Below are 17,962 nucleotides of genomic sequence, written 5' to 3' on the forward strand. Positions count from 1 at the left end.
AAACAATCATTTAACCTGTTGGGTGGGCCTGGATGACGCCAGTGAAGACAATGGCTGTTTGTACTTTGTTCCCGGGAGCCATAAATGGGGATTGTTACCCATTACGGGTTTAACCGGGGATATGGATGCGGTTCGAAAAGTACTGACACCCGAACAAAACAAGGCCATGGATAATAAGTTCGCCAATGTCTTAAAAAAAGGCTATGCCAGTTTTCACCATCCTATTTGTATGCATGGTTCCTATACCAATGCTTCCAACCGGCAACGAAGAGCCGTGGTTCTCAATGTGATGGCAGATGGTACCAGGTCCAATGTGGATGCTCTTAAAAGGCCAGAGGATCTACAGGGGTTTCCAATCATTCCCCAGGATGAAAAAATGGCAGGAACGTTTTATCCGGTCTTATTTGATAAGGATATGGAACTAATTAAAACCATTATAGATGAAATTCCAACTATTAATGATTTTGATTAGTCATTATTAGGCCCTAATTTTAAGCAATTGATTTACCAATAATTATACTGAGGGAGTTTGCATCTGATGATTTCTTTGCTGATTTTTGTATCAGAAAATAAGCACCGGACTAATCAATTAATGTTATGTCTAAAAAGAATACCTTAACAGATATCATACTGGAACTCCTGGAAGCAGTGCTCAAAGCACTTGGTTATCGAAATACCCGTAAACGTACCTGGCACCAGCATGTGGTGCCTTATCAGGAAGGTTGGGCCGTTCGCAGGGAAGGAAATAAACGTATTACTTCCAAACACCGTAAACAAAGTACGGCCATACGAAAAGCAAAAACCTTAGCCAAACGTTATGATGCCGATGTCATTATTCATCGCGCCAATGGTGGCATTCGGGAACGCATTAGTTATAAGGAAGACTAGATTTATATTGCATAACCGGCAAACATTGGTAAAAAACGTACCGAAAAGTAACTCATATAATTTCCTTTTGTTAATTCTTTATTAGATTATCTTTATTTCAAATTAAAAACCAGCTATATACTAAGTTTTTACTGTAAATATTAACAATTTCATTATTATTTGTAAACATGATCTTTATCACCTTTCCTTATTTTAAAAGCTATTAATTTTAGTTTTATTTTTAAAAAGAGAAAGACAATGAACAGTAATTATAACACATGGTACCATCCCTACAAACCGGCAAAACAATACGAAGAAAAAGTAGCTTATTTCAGTATGGAATTCGGGATCCATCAGGCACTTAAAATATATTCAGGCGGATTAGGGTTTCTGGCAGGTTCGCATATGCGCTCCGCTTATGAGTTAAAGCAAAATGTCATTGGTATTGGCATGCTTTGGAAATATGGCTACTACGATCAGGCCCGTAATGAAGACCAAACCCTAAGAACGGATTTTATTGAGAAGACTTATAATTTTTTAGAAGATACGGGTATTGAAGTTTCCGTCAAGCTGCATGACAACCCCAATGTACGTGTAAGAGCCTATGTACTTAAGCCCGAGATCTTTGGGTCTGTGCCAATTTATCTGTTGAGTACAGATCTGGATAGTAATGACTATCTGTCAAGAACGATCACGAATCACTTATATGACGCCAATGAAGTAACAAGGGTGTCACAAAGTATTGTTTTAGGTATAGGAGGTGCCAAGGTGGTTGAAGCCCTGGGAGGCGCAGACATTTACCATTTGAATGAAGGCCATGCTTTACCGGCATTTTATTATTTAGCCAATAAAGGTGTTAAGAAAGAACAATTCGCATTTACCACACATACCCCTGAAAAGGCAGGAAATGAAGAGCGTGACGGTCGTCATTTAAACCGGTGTGGGTTTTTTGGCAAAACACTTTCCGAGGAAGAGTTAGCTAAAGAAATGGTAAACGGAGGCATGGTAAATTATACCGTTTCCGCCATGCGTATGGCAAAAGCTACCAATGGGGTTTCAAAATTGCATGCCGAAGTATCCAACGGTATGTGGAAAGACTATAATGGTGTTGGTAAAGTCATACCCATTACGAATGCCCAGAACCAAAATTTCTGGCAGGATAAATCGGTAGAAAAGGCCTGGAAAAAGAAGGATGTCAAGGCCTATCTTAAACGAAAGAAAAAGCTGAAAAAAGAACTTTTCAAGGAAGTACTCAATCAAACTGAAAAAATATTTGATCCAAACGTCATAACCTTTGTTTGGGCAAGGCGTTTTGCAGGGTATAAAAGAGCGGACCTTTTGCTACATGATCTGAAGCGGTTTAACAGGCTCATTTCCAATGAAAAGTATCCGGTACAAATCATTTGGGCAGGTAAGCCATATCCTAGAGATTACTACGCAATTGACGTTTTTAACCACTTAGTTAATCATTCTAAAATGGCTCCTAATTTAGCCGTGTTGATAGGTTATGAAATGGATTTGTCCAGACAATTAAAAGAAGGTTCGGATGTTTGGTTAAATACCCCGAGAATTACACGTGAAGCATCCGGTACAAGTGGTATGACGGCTGCTATGAACGGCTCTGTAAATGTGTCTACAAATGACGGATGGATCCCGGAATTTGCGAAAGCAGGTGAAAACTGTTTTGTTTTACCGGCCTTAGATCATAATATGGAAGTTTGGGAGCAAGATAGGATAGACGCCAATAACCTTTACGATATATTAGAGAATGAGGTCATTCCTACCTATTATGACCATCCGGAAAAGTGGCAGAACATTGTATTTAATGGTATAGAAGGGGTTCTTCCTGAATTTTCAAGCCATAGAATGGCCGATGAATATTATAAAAAGCTATACCGATAGCATAAATAAAAGGGTAGTGCAAGCTACCCTTTTTATAGTTTAGAACGCAGGGTTTTAACAAGAGTATTGTTGTTGTTTGCTATCTGATAATTTCTTGGCTGATTTTTGTCTTGAAAAACAACTTCCTCATAACATATGGTCATAGTATAACTTTAGTATAGTCCTTTAAATGTAATTGGTTTATTGGTTTGCGTATTTTTAGTCATCAACTAAATTACGTGCCAAATGGATCAAACTATTATTAAAGTTGTACTGGTATTATGCATTGGCTGTTTTATGTCAATAGCATTAAAGGCTCAGGAAAAACAACCGAATATTCTTTGGGTCATCACCGACGATCAACGGGCCGATGCCCTGGAATGCTATAACCGGGCTACTACCGGGAAAAGCGAAAGCTACCTGGGGTATGTCATGTCACCTAACATAGACAAACTGGCTGAAGAAGGCACCATGTTTGTCAATGCCTATAATAACTCGCCTATGTGTGCCATATCACGAGCTTCCATGCATATGGGAAGGTATCCGTTCCGCTCGGGGCACTATAAATTCTTTTCACATCAGGAAGCCGATGTATCTAAACCCTTGGTGTCCCAAATTTTAAGAGAAGAAGGGTATGGAACTGCAGCCTTTGGTAAAACACATTGGGCAGTTTACAAGAACAGGGACAGAAAAAAAGATAAGCCCAATGCTATGTTTGATTTGGTGGTGCATTTTAAAGCGGATCTGCAAAACAAAGGCCATGGTGATATCTTTACAAGTGGCGCGACGGTGGAATTTCCGGATGGCATCTTTAAGTTAATAGACAGAAAGGAAACAGCTGTTTACCCAGATGGTACTATACATAAATATATCACCAATGATATTATCAATGGGGTTCCGGAAGCCGACAGAAAAATGCATGAAAAGGTAGATAAAGACTTTGATATTCTAAGGATCTATACAAGGCCTCACAATACGCTTATCATTGGAGGCGAAAACCCCCAACCTGCCGGAAAGACTATAGACGGTTTGATTGTAAAGGAAATGAAACGTTATTTGGCAAATACGGACAGATCCTATAAAACCATTTCCGGAAGACAGGTTGAAGGGGCTAACACCAACAAACCAATATTCGTCAATCTGGGATTTACATGGCCGCATACACCGGTAATACCACCGAAAGCATACCGGGATATTTTCAAAAAGAAAAAATATAAGATCCCGGAATTCAGTACCGAAGAATTGTCCAACTTCCCACCACAATTGGTCATTCATTACAATGAATGTAAATCGGATCAGCTTACAGAAGAAGAAAAACTTCAGGCGATAAGAGATTATTATGCCTTTTGTGCCTATGGTGATGCTTTGATAGGAGACGCTGTGGAGGTCTTTAAAAAATATTGTGAAGACAGAAACGAGGAATATTTGATTGTTTATACGGTAGGTGACCACGGATGGCACCTGAATGAGCAAGGCGTGATGGCAAAATTCGGCCCCTGGAAACAATCGGTGCATGATGCGATCATTGTAGTAACTTCGGACAAAACAAAATTTCCGGCGGACAAGGTGGTAACGGACATTACCGAGTATGTAGATTTTGTACCAACTCTGTTAGCTGCGGGTGGTGTTGATATTTCCAAGGAAAAATATGCCTATCTTGACGGTTACAATTTACAGGATGTTGTGGCAGGCAAAGCCCCGGAACGAGATTATGCATTGGGGGAGATCAATGTAGTGAACGGCCATCGTGCCTATATGAGAAACCTCGATTTTGCTTTCTCCATGCGTAGCAGAGACATGTGGGACGATGTAAGAAGTCCGAACCAGAATAAGGATGTGCGTTGGGCATTGACTTGCGACCGACCAAAAGCAGATATGGCCTTATACGATTTACGGGTAGATCCTTTAGAGAAGAACAATGTAGCAGACCATAGGGATTACAGAGCGTTGGCGGATTGGTTCAGGGAAAAACTCGGAAATATCGTTTTAGGTGATGGTAGAGTCGAATGTGACTGGTCACTCCCCAACAGTTATAACATCAGCAATTTTGCGGGTGGAGCAGACGATAAGAAGTTGGATATTCCGAAGGAGCTTATACCAACGATAAATTAAATACCCGATTAGAAGACGAGACCATCTTCTTCAACATTTTAAGAAATAAGCACTATGCAACAAAATATAGTAATTACAGGAGCCACCGGTGGTGTGGGCAGTTTAACAGCTAAAGGGCTCGCTGAGATTGGACATCATATGGTCTGCCTGGGTCGCAATAAGGAAAAATTAGAAGCCTTAGTTAAGGAAATCCAATCAAATGGAGGTAGCGCTTCTTATCAGGTTGCTGATATGTCTAATGAAAAAGAGGTCCGGGAGGCAGGACAAAGCATAATTGAGGAACTGGAAATCATTGATGTTTGGATCAACAATGTTGGTGTTAACAATCATAATGCCATTGGGCCCACCTGGGAATTAGAACCCAAAAACTGGTGGACCGAAGTGTCCTTAAATCTTTATACTGCTTTTTTAGGGACGCGTATCGCTATCAACTTAATGAAAGAAAGAAATGCAGGCTACATTCTTAATTTAGGCGGTGGTGGTGTGCAGGACCCCAAACCTTATGGTTCTGCCTACGGAGCAGCTAAATCAGCCGTCGTTAAATTTTCCGAAACCGTTAATATAGAACTGGAAAAGGAAGGCCTGGGCATAAAAGTTTTTGCATTTAACCCCGGGTTCATCAGAAATGAACGCACTGAAATCCTGGTAACGTCAGAAGTTGGTAGAAAATATATGCCATACCTTGAAGAAACTATGAAGTATGGTGCTATGTCTAAAATTGAAGATACCGTAAAATTAATAGACACTTTCATTAGCGGAAGAGCCGATGCCCTGGCAGGTAGGTATTTTCAAGCCGATGACAAAAATATTGAAGCGGCCATAGAGAACAGCGACTTATTTATTGAGGAAAGAAGAAATGTCTTAAGAGTAAGAAATATAGAGACCCGTAAGAGGCTATAATATCAAGGTATAGTGCCTTTATTTATTTAGTGAAAAGAACACGCTTCTGCCGTTCTCAAGTATTTTATAATCACCTTTTATTTCGATGGTTTTGCTCAGACGGATATCCGTGGATGAAGCCCCGATTTTAAACTCATAATTCCCAGGTTCCACGATCCATTGGTCATTTTTGTATTGAACCAGTTGCTCCGGCGCTACCTTAAAAGTAATGGTTTTTGTGTCTCCTGCCTTTAAAGACACTCGTTGGAACCCTTTAAGTTGATTGGGTTTCATAGTAGAATTTGGATCTTTAGGCGATACATATAGCTGCACGATCTCGTCACCATCAAGTTGTCCGGTATTCTTAACATTTAAAGCGATAGTAAACCGATCGTCATGTATATTGATAGAAGCAGGAGCTTCCAAATTACTGTATTCAAAGCTGGTGTATGACAAACCATAACCAAAAGGATACTGCACATCTGCATCGGTATAACCGTTTTTATAATTGGTTTCCGTTTTACTTTCCGTAGCCGGATAGGTGACACATAATTTTCCGGAAGGGTTCACATTTCCTACTAAAACATCAGCTAAGGCATTCCCGCCTTCTTCACCCGGAAACCAAGCCTGTACAATGGCCGCACATGTATCTTCAAACTTATTTACCAATTGTTGGCGACCACCAAAAAGTACTAAAACAACGGGTTTCCCCGTATTGACTAATTGTTGAACAAAAGCCTCTTGTTCTCCTGGTAATCTGATCCCTTTACGTTCCCTGCCTTCACCACAGAGGTATATATTTTCTCCAACAGCAGCAATAATTACATCACTTTCATTAGCTATCTCTAATGCCCTGTTCAAATCAGGTTGGGGTAAGCCTTCTATGGCAATCATTTTTACTTTACTTAAACGATCATCCCCTAAACCATCAGCTGTAACTTTAGATTCAAGCGGCGCACTCCAGTCACAGCCGCGTTCCTGTAGAATCTCAACATCATTACTAAGTTTGTTTTTTAAGCCTTCATGAAGACTTACCAATTTTGGATTATTGGGGTCAAAGGGGGTGCTCCACCAGAATGAGATCATGGATTGATAGGTGTAATCCCCTAAAAGGCAATGGACGGTAGAACCGTTCGGCCCCAAAAGGCCAATTGTTTTGATGTCTTTTTTAAGCGGAAGAATACCATTGTTTTTTAAAAGTACAATAGACTGACTAGCCGCTTTATAAGCTAATTCACGAAACTTTGGTGGGTCAAAATTTAAGTCACCATCCGTTCCAATTTGTGGATCTTTATCTAACAGGCCTAATTTCACTTTCATGGTTAATGAGCGTTTAACGGCAGCATCAACAACATCTATGGTTATTAAACCGTCTTCCAAAGCTTCCGGTAAATGCGGGAAGGCAATAGGTTTGGATAGCTCAATGTCCATGCCGGCTTTTAAAGATAAAACACCGGCATGTTTTGGAGATTCGGCTTGTTTATGGCCTTTATAAACCAGGTTGATAGCACCGTAATCACTTACCACCAGGCCATCGTAGTCCAGATCATTACGCAAAATTTTGGTGAGCATGTCATCACTTATGGCAACCGCTTTTCCTTTGTATTTGCCATAAGAAGGCATCACACTTTTGGAGCCTGCCAGTTTCATGACGGCCTCATGGGGCATAATGTATTCTTCGTATAATTCCTTGGGGTCGTTATTTTGAGTGCCATAACCGGCAAAATGTTTTGTGGTGGCGGCTACGCCTGTTTTAAAGTCATCACCTTGTAAACCGTTTACAAAGGCAACCCCTAAACGAGCTGTTAAATAGGCATCTTCACCGTAACTTTCTTCAATACGGTTCCAATGGACGGATCTGCTGATGTCCAGCATAGGCGATAAGGCAAATGTGGCACCGGCAGAACGCATGTTAATCCTTGTGGTATTGGAACAGGCTTCAATAAGGCCGGGGTTCCAGGTACAACCCATACCAATTTGTTGTGGATACGTGGTGGCACCTTGAGTAGCGAACCCTGTAATAGCTTCTTCATGAAAAATAGCCGGAATTTTAGTTCTGGTTTCCGTAATAAGGTAGTTTTGGATATCTCGAACAAAGTCTCGTAACTCATTCGGACTTTTGGTTAATGACGATGAAAACTGGCAAAAATGTCCAATACCATGCGGAATGACTTCTCTGGCTTTTTCTATTGAAAACTTGCCGTTTTTCATTACTTCCATAGGACGGATCCCTTCAATTTGGACCAACTTCTCATCAAGTGTCATTTGACTTATTATGGAATCTACCTTTTTATTGATCAGTTCATTTGAAAATGCCGGTGTATTTAATTTTATCGGCTTGCTGTGTTCGGAGGAACAAGCCGTAAGGAGTATTAGAAATAGTATAAAGAACGCTCTTGTCATAATTGAAATAAGATTATTAAATCAAAGTAAAAATACAGCCTATTTCCTGTTTATATTATAACAAATGTATTTTATAAGGAGACAAACGTTTAATGTGCCTAAGCCAATTTACTTGGGCTTGTTTTTATTGGTAGAGTTCCGGATAACCAACTCGGATTTTAAGACTTTTTGTGAATGCATTTTGGATTGATTTTTAATGCTGTCGAATATTAATTGAGCCGATTCATATCCCATTTCATAAGCCGGTTGGTCAATGCTGGTTAAAGACGGTTCTAAAAGTTCATCAACAGGTTCATTATTAAAGCCAATAATAGCAAGGTCTTCTGGAATGTTCAATCCTCTTTCCTTGGCCGCTAACATAGCAGCAATGGCTACCTGATCACTAAACGCAATAATGCCATCGGGAGGATCCGGAGAATACAAAAGTTTTCTGGCAGCACTTAAATTACTCTCTTTAGTGAAGTTACAATATTCAATTTGTTTGTCATCAATCTCAATGTGGGCATCAGTTAAGGCTTGTTTGTAACCCATCAGGCGCGTGTTACTTATTTGGAGTATTTTAGGACCGCCTATGTAGGCTATACGTTTGCAGCCGATAGAGATAAGATGTTCCGTAGCATCATAGGACGCCTTGAAATTATCAATAACCACCTTGTCTGTATCCACTTCATCGCATTGCCTATTGAAAAAAACCAGAGGAACGTGTTTCTTTTTAAGTTCCAGAAAATGATCGAATTGTTTGGTTTCCCCGGCTAATGACACTATTAATCCGGATACACCAATATCGAGAAGTTCTTTAGTTAAACTTTTTTCGCGTTCATAAGATTCATCAGATTGACAAATAATCAAATGCATCCCGTTTTCTTCTGCCACTTTTTCAATACCACTGATGGCCATGGCATATAAATGATAACTGATCTTTGGAACGATCACGCCAATGGCATTCAGTTTCTTTGGCAGTACGGTTTCAGGGTATTTATTACTGAAATAATTAAGCTCATTAGCAAGCTCCAAAACCTTTTTCCTAACAGATTCACTTATTCTCGGGTTATTTTGAAGGGCTCTGGATGCCGTAGAAGGTGATATACCCAAGGCATTTGCAATATCCTGTAATGTAGCTTTCTTTTTCAAGTCGTGAATTTAATGCGCCTCAAAATTAAATATTTAAGTTGATTTGTGCAAAATATTGCACAATTAAATTTGCAAATTTTTATATTTTAGTACTGTTTTTTGATATTTTGAACTATATTTGTTACCTAAATTATTAAAACAATGAGTTTTGTGCAAAATATTGCGCAAATAAATTAAGTGAATATTTATTTAAATGAGCAAGAATTATAACATTGCAGTAGTGCCGGGAGACGGTATAGGAAACGAAATAGTACCGGAAGGCTTAAGGGTTATTAATGCTGTGGCAGAGAAACACGGTTTTTCAATTGAAACGGAATCTTTTGATTGGGGAGCCGGGTATTACATTAAAAATCAGGAATTCATGCCGGAAGGCGGCCTGGAGACACTTAAAAACTTTGATGCCGTTTACTTCGGTTCGGTTGGTTTACCTGAAGTAGATGACACCTTACCTGCTAAGGACTATACCTTTAAAGTACGCACAAGTTTTAATCAATATGTGAATTACAGACCGGTTAGGACCTATCCCGGAGTAACCCGTCCGTTACGTTCGGAAAAGCACATTGATTTTGTAATTGTCAGGGAAAACACAGAAGGTGAGTTTGTGCAAATGGGTGGTCAGTATCTTCCCGATGAAGCCAATGGTATGGGAACGGATACCAGTGTTTTTACAAGAAAGGGTATTGAGCGCGTAGCACATTATGCGTTTAAATTGGCCAGAACAAGACGTAAAAAAGTAACTCATATTACTAAGTCAAATACTTTGATCAATAGTTTGACTTATTGGGACAGGGTAATTAAAGAAGTGGCTCAGGAGTATCCCGATGTGCAACATGAACAAATGTATATTGATAACTCTACGGCTATGTTTGTTTTAAAGCCGGAAATTTTTGATGTAGTTTTAACTACAAACCTTTTTGGTGATATTTTGAGTGATTTAGGTGGTGCTGTGATGGGAAGTTTAGGTTTAGGAGGTAGTGGAAACATTAATCCTGAAAAAGAATTTCCATCCATGTTTGAGCCTATTCATGGGTCTGCTCCGGATATTGCCGGTAAAAACATTGCCAATCCTTACGGACAAATTTGGTCGGCGGCTATTATGTTAGAACATATTGGTGAAGTGGAAGCTGCCAACAATATTATGGAAGCCATTGATAAAAGTACGTCTGAAGGTGTGTTAACGGTTGATTTAGGAGGAAGTGCCAGCACATCGGATGTAGCAGATGCGGTGATTAAAAATCTTTAGAAACTAATGAGCAACATTGTTGATCTTACGGTAACTTATACTGACGATTTAACCGGTTTTTCAAAAGAAACCAGTAAAACCGTTGAAAATGATGGATGGAATGCCAGTACACTGACGTTTTATTCGCATTGTGGCACCCATATGGATGCTCCCGTTCATTTTAATGTAAAAGACGAAACCATAGATCAAATGCCTGTTTCAGACTTTGTTGGAAAGGCGTGGGTGATTGATGTACGTCATATAGGATCTAAAGGATTGATAAATCCCTCGGACATTCCGGATAGTATTAAAGAACAATTCGATGCAGGGGATAGTTTGGTGTTTTGGACCAATTGGTCTGAATATGTATATGAGCCAAAATACAGGGATGAATTACCCAGGATTAGTGAGGCTTTAGCCCATTGGTGTGTTGACAATAAGGTGAAGATGATCGGGGTGGAACCACCTTCGGTGGCTGATGTCAATAATATGGAGGAGGTTACTAAAATCCACCAAATTTTGTTACAAAGTGTGGTGATCATTGAAGGACTTACCAATTTAGATAAACTAACATCCAATTGTGTCGAGCTCATTGCTTTACCTTTAAAGATAGGAGAAGGTGACGGTTCACCGGCAAGAGTGATTGCCATTGAAAAGTATTAATGCAAGTGTCGTTGTCAAACATATTAGCAGAGTTACCCAAAGAGGAGCATTTAGATTACAGAACGCTTAACAGAAGCCTTTTTACTAATATGAACAAGGCCTGCATTGTGGTTGACGATGACCCCACAGGCAATCAAACGGTCTATGATATTCCGCTATTGACCCGCTGGGATGTGGATACTTTGGTAGCTGAATTAAAACAGTCTTCAGTATGTTTTCTATTGACAAATTCCAGGAGTTTAAGTGCTGAGGAAACCGCAAAGACGTATAAAGGTATTGGAGAGAACATTTTAGAAGCTTCAAGATTAGCGAAAAAGGACATCACCATTATAAGCAGAAGCGATTCTACGTTGCGCGGTCATTTTCCTTTAGAACCTCAAACACTTAAAGATGCATTGCATCTGAACGAAGCAATCACAGTCTTTATTCCCGTAATGTTTGAAGGGAAGCGCGTGACTGTAAACGATACACATTATATTAAAGATGATGAAACATTAACACCCGTTAGTGAAACACCCTTTGCGCAGGATCATTCGTTTAAATATACAACGTCTGACCTTAAGGGTTATATAGAAGAAAAATCTGGAGGACGTATCAAATCCTCTGAAGTTTACTCGTTCGGTTTGAATGCGATCAGAGAAAAAAGTATAGAAACACTTTCTGAGCAAATCCTCAAAATACCGGCCAACAGCTATTGTATTTTCAATAGCCTGAATTATGCTGATCTGGACAAAGTAACGCATGCCTTATTACAAGCCGAAAAGCTTGGTAAACAGATCATTTACAGGACCTCCAGTTCATTTGTGCCATCCTATATAGGTTTAAAACCAAAAGGGTTATTAAATATTGAAGATATTCAAAGTTATAAAACGAGTCATGGTGGTTTAACTGTTGTAGGGTCTTATGTGAAAAAATCCTCGGAGCAACTTCAGGAAGCATTAAAATTATTTAATACCACCACCACACTTGAAGTTGATGTAGAACAGGTTTTAGGTAATAATTCCGACGTGTATTTAAATGCCATTATCATCCAAATAGGTGCAAATCTAAAAACCGGTAAGGATACCATCGTGTTTACAAGTAGAAAGCTTATAACCGGTACGGATGTTTCGTCAACTATTAACCTTGCATCTACCATATCAAATGCTTTGGTGAGTATTATTAATGGTTTGTGTGTAAGGCCCAAATACCTGATTGCTAAAGGCGGCATTACCTCGCATGATCTGGCAGTAAAGGGATTGGAAATGAAACGCTCTGAGGTCATCGGGCAAATTCAACCCGGAATTCCCGTATGGAAAATGGGTGAAGAAACCAAGTTTCCTAATTTGCCTTATGTTGTTTTTCCGGGCAATGTGGGTACAACTGAAACCCTAAAACAAGTAATAACTAAACTAAACTAAATATGACTTCACGTGTACCATCAAAACGATATTGGTTCTTTGCAGGATCCTTTTTAATTACTCTGTTATTATATATTGATAGGGTTTGTATCTCTTCCGCAAAAGACTCCATTGCTGCCGATTTGACGCTTACAGATATTCAAATGGGATGGGTGTTAAGTGCTTTTGCGTTAGGTTATGCCTTGTTTCAGGTTCCGGGAGGGACTTTAGGCGATAAGTACGGTGTTAGAAAAGTAATGACCTCAATCATGGTGTTGTGGTCCATTTTCACAGCGTTAACTGGGGCCGCATGGAATTATATATCCATGCTTTTCTTTAGGTTCATATTTGGAGCGGGTGAAGCCGGGGCTTTTCCCAACATATCCAGAGCGGCATTTTCCTGGGTACCAACAAAGGAACGGGGGGTTTTTCAGGGCATTAACTTTTCAGGTTCCAGGTTGGGGGCTGCTTTTGCATTACCACTTGTAGCGTATTTGATCGATGCCTGGGGTTGGCGTAATATATTTTACTTCTTTGGAGCTATAGGGATTATATGCGCCGTTTGGTTTTTTGTAATTTTCAGAAACAAACCGGAGGAGCATAAAGGGCTTTCAGACGCCGAAAAGGAATTTATTGTAAAGAACAGGCAACAGGAAGTTGAGAAAAAAGGAGGTGATTTGCCCTTAAAAACGGTGTTGACTTCCAAAAACGTCATTCTGGCTATGGTACAATATATTGGAAGTAATTTCATTTTCTTCTTTATGTTAACCTGGTTATTTCCTTATATAAAAGCAAAGTACGAGCTCAGTTTGGTGGCTACTGGTTTTTATGCCATGTTGCCTTTATTGGCTGGTGCGGTAGGAAACTGGGTGTCCGGTTTTATGGTAGATAGTATTTACAGAAAAGGTAAGTGGAAACGATCCAGGCAATTACCGGCAACCATTGGCTTTATTTTAGTGGTTATAGGTATTCTTGCCAGTTTACATATGGATACTGCTTTAGGGGCCGTATTGTGTTTATCGGTAGCTATTTTTGGAGCGGATATGACTTTAAGTCCATCGTGGTCATTTTGTATGGATATAGGCGAAGAGAACTCCGGAAAAGTCTCCGGAATGATGAATATGGCAGGTAATTTAGGTTCTTTTACTACGGCTTTGGCTTTTCCTTATTTACAGGAATGGACAGGTTCCAATGAACCGTTCTTTTATGTGGCAGCCGCTTTAGGTGTGGTGGCTATATTTTGCTGGTCCTTTATGAATCCGAATAAAAAATTAAACGATGCAAACTAAATTAAAAGGTGTTGCCATAGGCGCGGGTTATTTTAGTAAGTTTCAATATGAAGCCTGGACCCGTATTCCTGAAGTTGAAATCACCGCGCTCTGTAATTCAAATATAGAACGGGCTAAGGGGATTATGGAGCCCTATGGCGTAAAGAATCATTACACCGATTATAAGGAAATGATCTTAACTGAAAAACCGGATTTTGTAGACATTATCACCCCGCCGGAAACACATTTTGAGATGTGTAAGTTCGCTGCAGATCATGGGGTTCATATTATTTGTCAAAAGCCCTTGGCACCGACATACGAGGAATCCAAAAAGATAGTGGATTACGTGTCCGCTAAAAATGTACGCTTCGTCGTACATGAAAACTTTAGATTTCAGCCTTGGCATAGGGAGATAAAGAACATCATCAATAATAACGATATAGGCGATTTGTTTAGCCTTAATTTCAGATCCAGAATGGGCGATGGCTGGGGAGCGGACGCTTATTTAGCAAGACAGCCATACTTTAGGGATTATAAAAAGCTTCTCATTTATGAAACCGGGGTTCATTTTATTGACACCTTCCGTTATCATGCCGGTGAAGTGACCAGCGTTTATGCCATTTTAAAACGATTAAACCCGGTAATAAAAGGTGAAGATTCCGGATTAGTGGTTCTGAATTTCGAGAATAATTCACATGCTATTTGGGATGCCAATCGTTATAACGAGAATAATTTTAAAAAATCCAGATACACATTCGGAGAATATTTGATCGATGGTTCCAAAGGTTCTATTCGTTTGTATTCTGACGGAACTATAACAGTACAAAATTTGGGTGAAGCAGAGAAAAAACATGAATACACTCATAATGATGTGGGGTTTGCAGGGGATTGCTGCTACATCTTTCAAAGAGATTTTATTGATAAACTTATTTCCGGAGACCCTTTTGAAACCAATGGAGAAAACTACCTGAAAACACTTAAGGTACAGGAAGCAGTTTATAAATCTGCAGAAATCAATGCGCCGGTTATTTTATAAAAACATCAACTAAACTAAGTCATAAACATGCAAAAACTATCCGTTTTATTGGGAATTATGCTTCTTACTATTCATAGTGTGAATGCGCAAAAAATTGAAGGCGAATTAAAAAAATGGCACAAAGTAACCCTAAGTTTCGAAGGTGAGGCGCTTAGCGAAAGCGACGAGACCAATCCATTTTTGAACTACCGTTTGAATGTGATGTTCAAGCATAAAGGAAAGACCATGACTGTTCCCGGTTTTTTTGCTGCTGATGGAAATGCAGCCGAAACCGGTGCTAAATCAGGAGCTATTTGGAAGGTTAGATTTATGCCTGATGCCGTAGGTGAGTGGAGTTATGAAGTGTCCTTTAGAAAAGGGGAGAATATAGCTGTAAGTGATGATATCCACGCCGGAGAAGCTGTAGCCTTTAACGGAACCAAAGGCAGTTTTACGGTTTCTGAAGGTGATGCCGGTGGTTCACGTTTTAGAACCAAAGGAAGATTAAAATATACTGGGGACCGTTATTTAAGATATGCCGATACCAAAGAAGCGTTCTTAAAAGGTGGTGCCGACAGTCCGGAGAGCTTCTTAGGATACTATGAGTTTGATCAGACCCCTGCATCGCATAAATATGAGGCCCATGCCGGTGACTGGAAAGAAGGTAATCCAACCTGGCAAAACGGTAAAGGTAAAAATATCATAGGCGCTCTGAATTATTTGGCTTCTAAAGGGATGAATTCGGTTTATTTCTTAACCATGAATGTGCAGGGAGATGGCAAGGATGTTTGGCCCTGGACAAACCGACACGAGCGTTACCGCTTTGACTGTAGTAAACTGGATCAATGGGAAGTGGTTTTTGATCATATGGATGATTTGGGCTTGATGTTGCATATAGTAACCCAGGAAACCGAAAATGAATTATTGTTGGATATTGGGGAAACTAAAACGCAGCGTAAACTATATTACAGGGAATTGATCGCACGTTTTGCGCATCACTTGGCCATTACTTGGAATTTAGGGGAAGAAAACGGACCGTTGCACTGGACGCCTAAAGGGCAAACCGATAAGGACAGAAAAGCCATGGCTAAGTACATCAAAACACACGATCCGTATCAAAACTTTGTGGCATTACATACCCATGCCAACACCCAGGCTCAGGATTTATTCCTGACACCATTGTTGGGCTATGAATATTTAGATGGGCCTTCCATGCAGACCCATCATCCACATGACGTCCATGACATTACCGTGAATTGGATTAATGAGTCGGCTAATTTTGGCAGACAATGGGTCGTATGTCAGGATGAGATTGGTCCGGCCAGTACAGGAGCCAAACCGGATACTGATGACCCGGAACACAACGACATCAGAGCGGATGTCCTTTGGGGTAATTTAATGGCAGGAGGCGCCGGTGTTGAATGGTATTTCGGATATAAATATGCACACCACGATCTAACCTGTGAAGATTGGAGATCACGTAATAATGTTTGGGACCAAACACGCTATGCATTGGAGTTCTTCAATAATTATCTACCGTTTGAAACCATGAGGTCCAACGATGCTTTAACCGTAAACAACCATGATTATGTATTCGCCAAAGAAGGTTCTATATATGCGGTTTATCTTCCTAAAGTGGAGGAAACCAAACTCGACTTGGCGGGAAGCAAAGCCAAATATTCTGTAAAGTGGTATAACCCAAGAACCGGAGGTGCTTTACAGTACGGAAGTGTAAAAACTATAAAAGGAGGAAGTGAAGTGTCCATTGGAACTCCGCCGTCATCAGAAGGGGATTGGGTGGCCTTAATTCAAAATAGATCCAAAAAGAAAGCAGTTGTTGCTTCTAACAATGGTATTACATTGAATGCTATTAGTGATTTTGAAATTGATAAAACTTCAGAAGCTGTTTATTACAAGGAGGAAAAACGAGGCACGTTCGCCATTAATGCCGGTAAAAAAGACCAACGCGATAAACTGGCAAGTGCTTATACGGTTTTTAAAGGAAATACCGGTTATTATTCAGGTGTTTTAAATACAGTGGCTGAGAATGACGGAGAATCAACTTACCTGATCACAGTTAACAAACAAAAAATGAAGTTTGTTAAAAACCCTCATGTTCCGGAATCTTTTAAAAATACAAGTTTAGCTATTGGAAAGCTGTATTTAGAGACTAATGATACTATTAAAATAGCATCTAAGGCCTTAACAAATGGCAGGATCCCTGAGAACGATGAAACGGCCTGGTCCCGAGGCAGATGGAAGTCTTTAAGTTTAACACCTGTTGTTTTCAACTTAAATGACGAGCTGAAGGATGCTGAAGCTTTTGAAGAGAAGGACGGATTACTGGCCGTTGAAGGCGAAGGGTTTCATTACAATTCAAATAACGGAAGTCCCAGAAAATTCTATGTTCATAAAAAAGGAGGGAAGTTTCCTTTTACCAAACACGATGACCATACCAAAGGCGCTAGTGGTGAAGCTTATATTGAAGCCATGCCCGATACCAGAAAAACACATGATGACAAGTTAATAGTAGGAGAGAATTTCTTTCCGATTCCGGGAATAGGAGGTATGGTGTCTTATAAGGTGAAAATCAACAGGCCGGGAACTTATTATGTTTGGGTAAGAGCGTTTTCTACCGGACCGGAAGATAATGGTTTACACGTTGGTGTGGATGGTGAATGGCCGGAAAGCGGACAAAGAATTCAACTTTGCAAAGGCAAACACCAATGGACCTGGTCTTCAGCGCAACGTGTACCGGAAAATCACTGTGGTTACCCGCAAACCATAACCTTAACCTTTGATAAAGCTGATGAGTATATCATTTCTTTCTCCATGCGTGAAGATGGCTTTGAGTTAGATAAGTGGATGCTGGTTAAGGATAAGAGTTATATACCTGAATAAGTATATTTTTAATTAGTTAGTTAGAAGGTGTTAAGTTGTCATGATTTAACGCCTTCTTCTTTGTTGGGAATAAAATTGTTTTAAACTCCAAAAAGCCACGAATACACAAATGTTTGTTTGCAAAAAGTGATCGGTTAGGCTTTCTAAGTTTCTTATTTCAGATTTACGCGTAAGATTATGAGTTTTACTAAAGTGATGTTTCGCTGCACTATGGAGCTTCTCGAAAGACAAAGGCCTTTGT

13 protein-coding genes are annotated in these 17,962 nt (G+C 39.8%); 11 read left to right on the forward strand and 2 right to left on the reverse strand.

The window, feature by feature from the left end; translation table 11 throughout:
• The 5 genes from Q0983_RS13345 to Q0983_RS13365 form a co-directional block, all read left to right on the forward strand.
• Positions 1–472: phytanoyl-CoA dioxygenase family protein (locus Q0983_RS13345; RefSeq protein ID WP_299554110.1), on the forward strand; the 472-nt coding region annotated here is incomplete at its 5' end.
• Between the two features lie 125 nt (positions 473–597).
• Positions 598–888: a DUF2188 domain-containing protein gene (locus Q0983_RS13350; protein WP_299554113.1), complete on the forward strand. Its 291-nt coding sequence runs from the start codon at positions 598–600 to the stop codon at positions 886–888.
• Positions 889–1,125: 237 nt separating this feature from the next.
• A complete protein-coding gene (glgP, locus tag Q0983_RS13355) occupies positions 1,126–2,769 on the forward strand; it encodes an alpha-glucan family phosphorylase (protein WP_299554116.1) in 1,644 nt (547 codons plus the stop codon).
• Positions 2,770–2,994: 225 nt separating this feature from the next.
• On the forward strand, positions 2,995–4,860 hold the full coding sequence (locus tag Q0983_RS13360) for a sulfatase-like hydrolase/transferase (protein WP_299554119.1): 1,866 nt from the start codon (positions 2,995–2,997) through the stop codon (positions 4,858–4,860).
• Between the two features lie 54 nt (positions 4,861–4,914).
• The gene (locus Q0983_RS13365) at positions 4,915–5,760 is read left to right on the forward strand and encodes an SDR family oxidoreductase (RefSeq protein ID WP_299554121.1); all 846 of its coding nucleotides are present in this window, start codon (positions 4,915–4,917) and stop codon (positions 5,758–5,760) included.
• A gap of 18 nt (positions 5,761–5,778) precedes the next feature.
• Here the strand turns inward: Q0983_RS13365 and Q0983_RS13370 are convergent, their stop codons facing one another.
• Complete coding sequence (locus Q0983_RS13370) at positions 5,779–8,142, reverse strand: glycoside hydrolase family 3 N-terminal domain-containing protein (protein ID WP_299554124.1); 2,364 nt, start codon at positions 8,140–8,142, stop codon at positions 5,779–5,781.
• A gap of 108 nt (positions 8,143–8,250) precedes the next feature.
• On the reverse strand, positions 8,251–9,273 hold the full coding sequence (locus tag Q0983_RS13375; protein ID WP_299554127.1) for a LacI family DNA-binding transcriptional regulator: 1,023 nt from the start codon (positions 9,271–9,273) through the stop codon (positions 8,251–8,253).
• Positions 9,274–9,466: 193 nt separating this feature from the next.
• Here Q0983_RS13375 and Q0983_RS13380 point away from each other — a divergent pair, with 193 nt between their 5' ends.
• The 6 genes from Q0983_RS13380 to Q0983_RS13405 are packed head-to-tail and all read left to right on the forward strand — an operon-like array spanning position 9,467 to position 17,721.
• Positions 9,467–10,516 carry a tartrate dehydrogenase gene (locus tag Q0983_RS13380; protein WP_299554129.1) on the forward strand — a complete coding sequence of 350 codons (1,050 nt, stop codon included), beginning with the start codon at positions 9,467–9,469 and terminating at the stop codon, positions 10,514–10,516.
• 6 nt (positions 10,517–10,522) lie between these two features.
• Positions 10,523–11,158, forward strand: a complete 636-nt coding sequence (locus Q0983_RS13385; RefSeq protein WP_299554132.1) for a cyclase family protein — start codon at positions 10,523–10,525, stop codon at positions 11,156–11,158.
• A complete protein-coding gene (locus Q0983_RS13390; protein WP_299554134.1) occupies positions 11,158–12,558 on the forward strand; it encodes a four-carbon acid sugar kinase family protein in 1,401 nt (466 codons plus the stop codon). The genes Q0983_RS13385 and Q0983_RS13390 overlap by 1 nt, the downstream gene beginning before the upstream one ends.
• A 2-nt stretch (positions 12,559–12,560) precedes the next feature.
• Entirely contained in the window at positions 12,561–13,826 is a 1,266-nt protein-coding gene (locus Q0983_RS13395) for an MFS transporter (protein ID WP_299554137.1), read from the forward strand.
• Positions 13,816–14,841: a Gfo/Idh/MocA family oxidoreductase gene (locus Q0983_RS13400; RefSeq protein ID WP_299554140.1), complete on the forward strand. Its 1,026-nt coding sequence runs from the start codon at positions 13,816–13,818 to the stop codon at positions 14,839–14,841. Before Q0983_RS13395 ends, Q0983_RS13400 begins: the two co-directional genes overlap by 11 nt.
• A gap of 27 nt (positions 14,842–14,868) precedes the next feature.
• The gene (locus tag Q0983_RS13405; RefSeq protein ID WP_299554144.1) at positions 14,869–17,721 is read left to right on the forward strand and encodes a DUF5060 domain-containing protein; all 2,853 of its coding nucleotides are present in this window, start codon (positions 14,869–14,871) and stop codon (positions 17,719–17,721) included.
• Positions 17,722–17,962: the final 241 nt, after the last annotated feature.

The sequence above is a fragment of the Seonamhaeicola sp. genome (assembly GCF_028281565.1).
GTDB lineage: Bacteria > Bacteroidota > Bacteroidia > Flavobacteriales > Flavobacteriaceae > Seonamhaeicola.

Bases quoted from the DNA above. Each gene is read 5' to 3' on its own strand.
- Q0983_RS13350 (WP_299554113.1), top strand. From the start codon at position 598: ATGTCTAAAAAGAATACCTTAACAGATATCATACTGGAACTCCTGGAA.
- glgP (WP_299554116.1), top strand. From the start codon at position 1,126: ATGAACAGTAATTATAACACATGGTACCATCCCTACAAACCGGCAAAA.
- Q0983_RS13360 (WP_299554119.1), top strand. From the start codon at position 2,995: ATGGATCAAACTATTATTAAAGTTGTACTGGTATTATGCATTGGCTGT.
- Q0983_RS13365 (WP_299554121.1), top strand. From the start codon at position 4,915: ATGCAACAAAATATAGTAATTACAGGAGCCACCGGTGGTGTGGGCAGT.
- Q0983_RS13370 (WP_299554124.1), bottom strand. From the start codon at position 8,142: ATGACAAGAGCGTTCTTTATACTATTTCTAATACTCCTTACGGCTTGT.
- Q0983_RS13380 (WP_299554129.1), top strand. From the start codon at position 9,467: ATGAGCAAGAATTATAACATTGCAGTAGTGCCGGGAGACGGTATAGGA.
- Q0983_RS13385 (WP_299554132.1), top strand. From the start codon at position 10,523: ATGAGCAACATTGTTGATCTTACGGTAACTTATACTGACGATTTAACC.
- Q0983_RS13390 (WP_299554134.1), top strand. From the start codon at position 11,158: ATGCAAGTGTCGTTGTCAAACATATTAGCAGAGTTACCCAAAGAGGAG.
- Q0983_RS13395 (WP_299554137.1), top strand. From the start codon at position 12,561: ATGACTTCACGTGTACCATCAAAACGATATTGGTTCTTTGCAGGATCC.
- Q0983_RS13400 (WP_299554140.1), top strand. From the start codon at position 13,816: ATGCAAACTAAATTAAAAGGTGTTGCCATAGGCGCGGGTTATTTTAGT.
- Q0983_RS13405 (WP_299554144.1), top strand. From the start codon at position 14,869: ATGCAAAAACTATCCGTTTTATTGGGAATTATGCTTCTTACTATTCAT.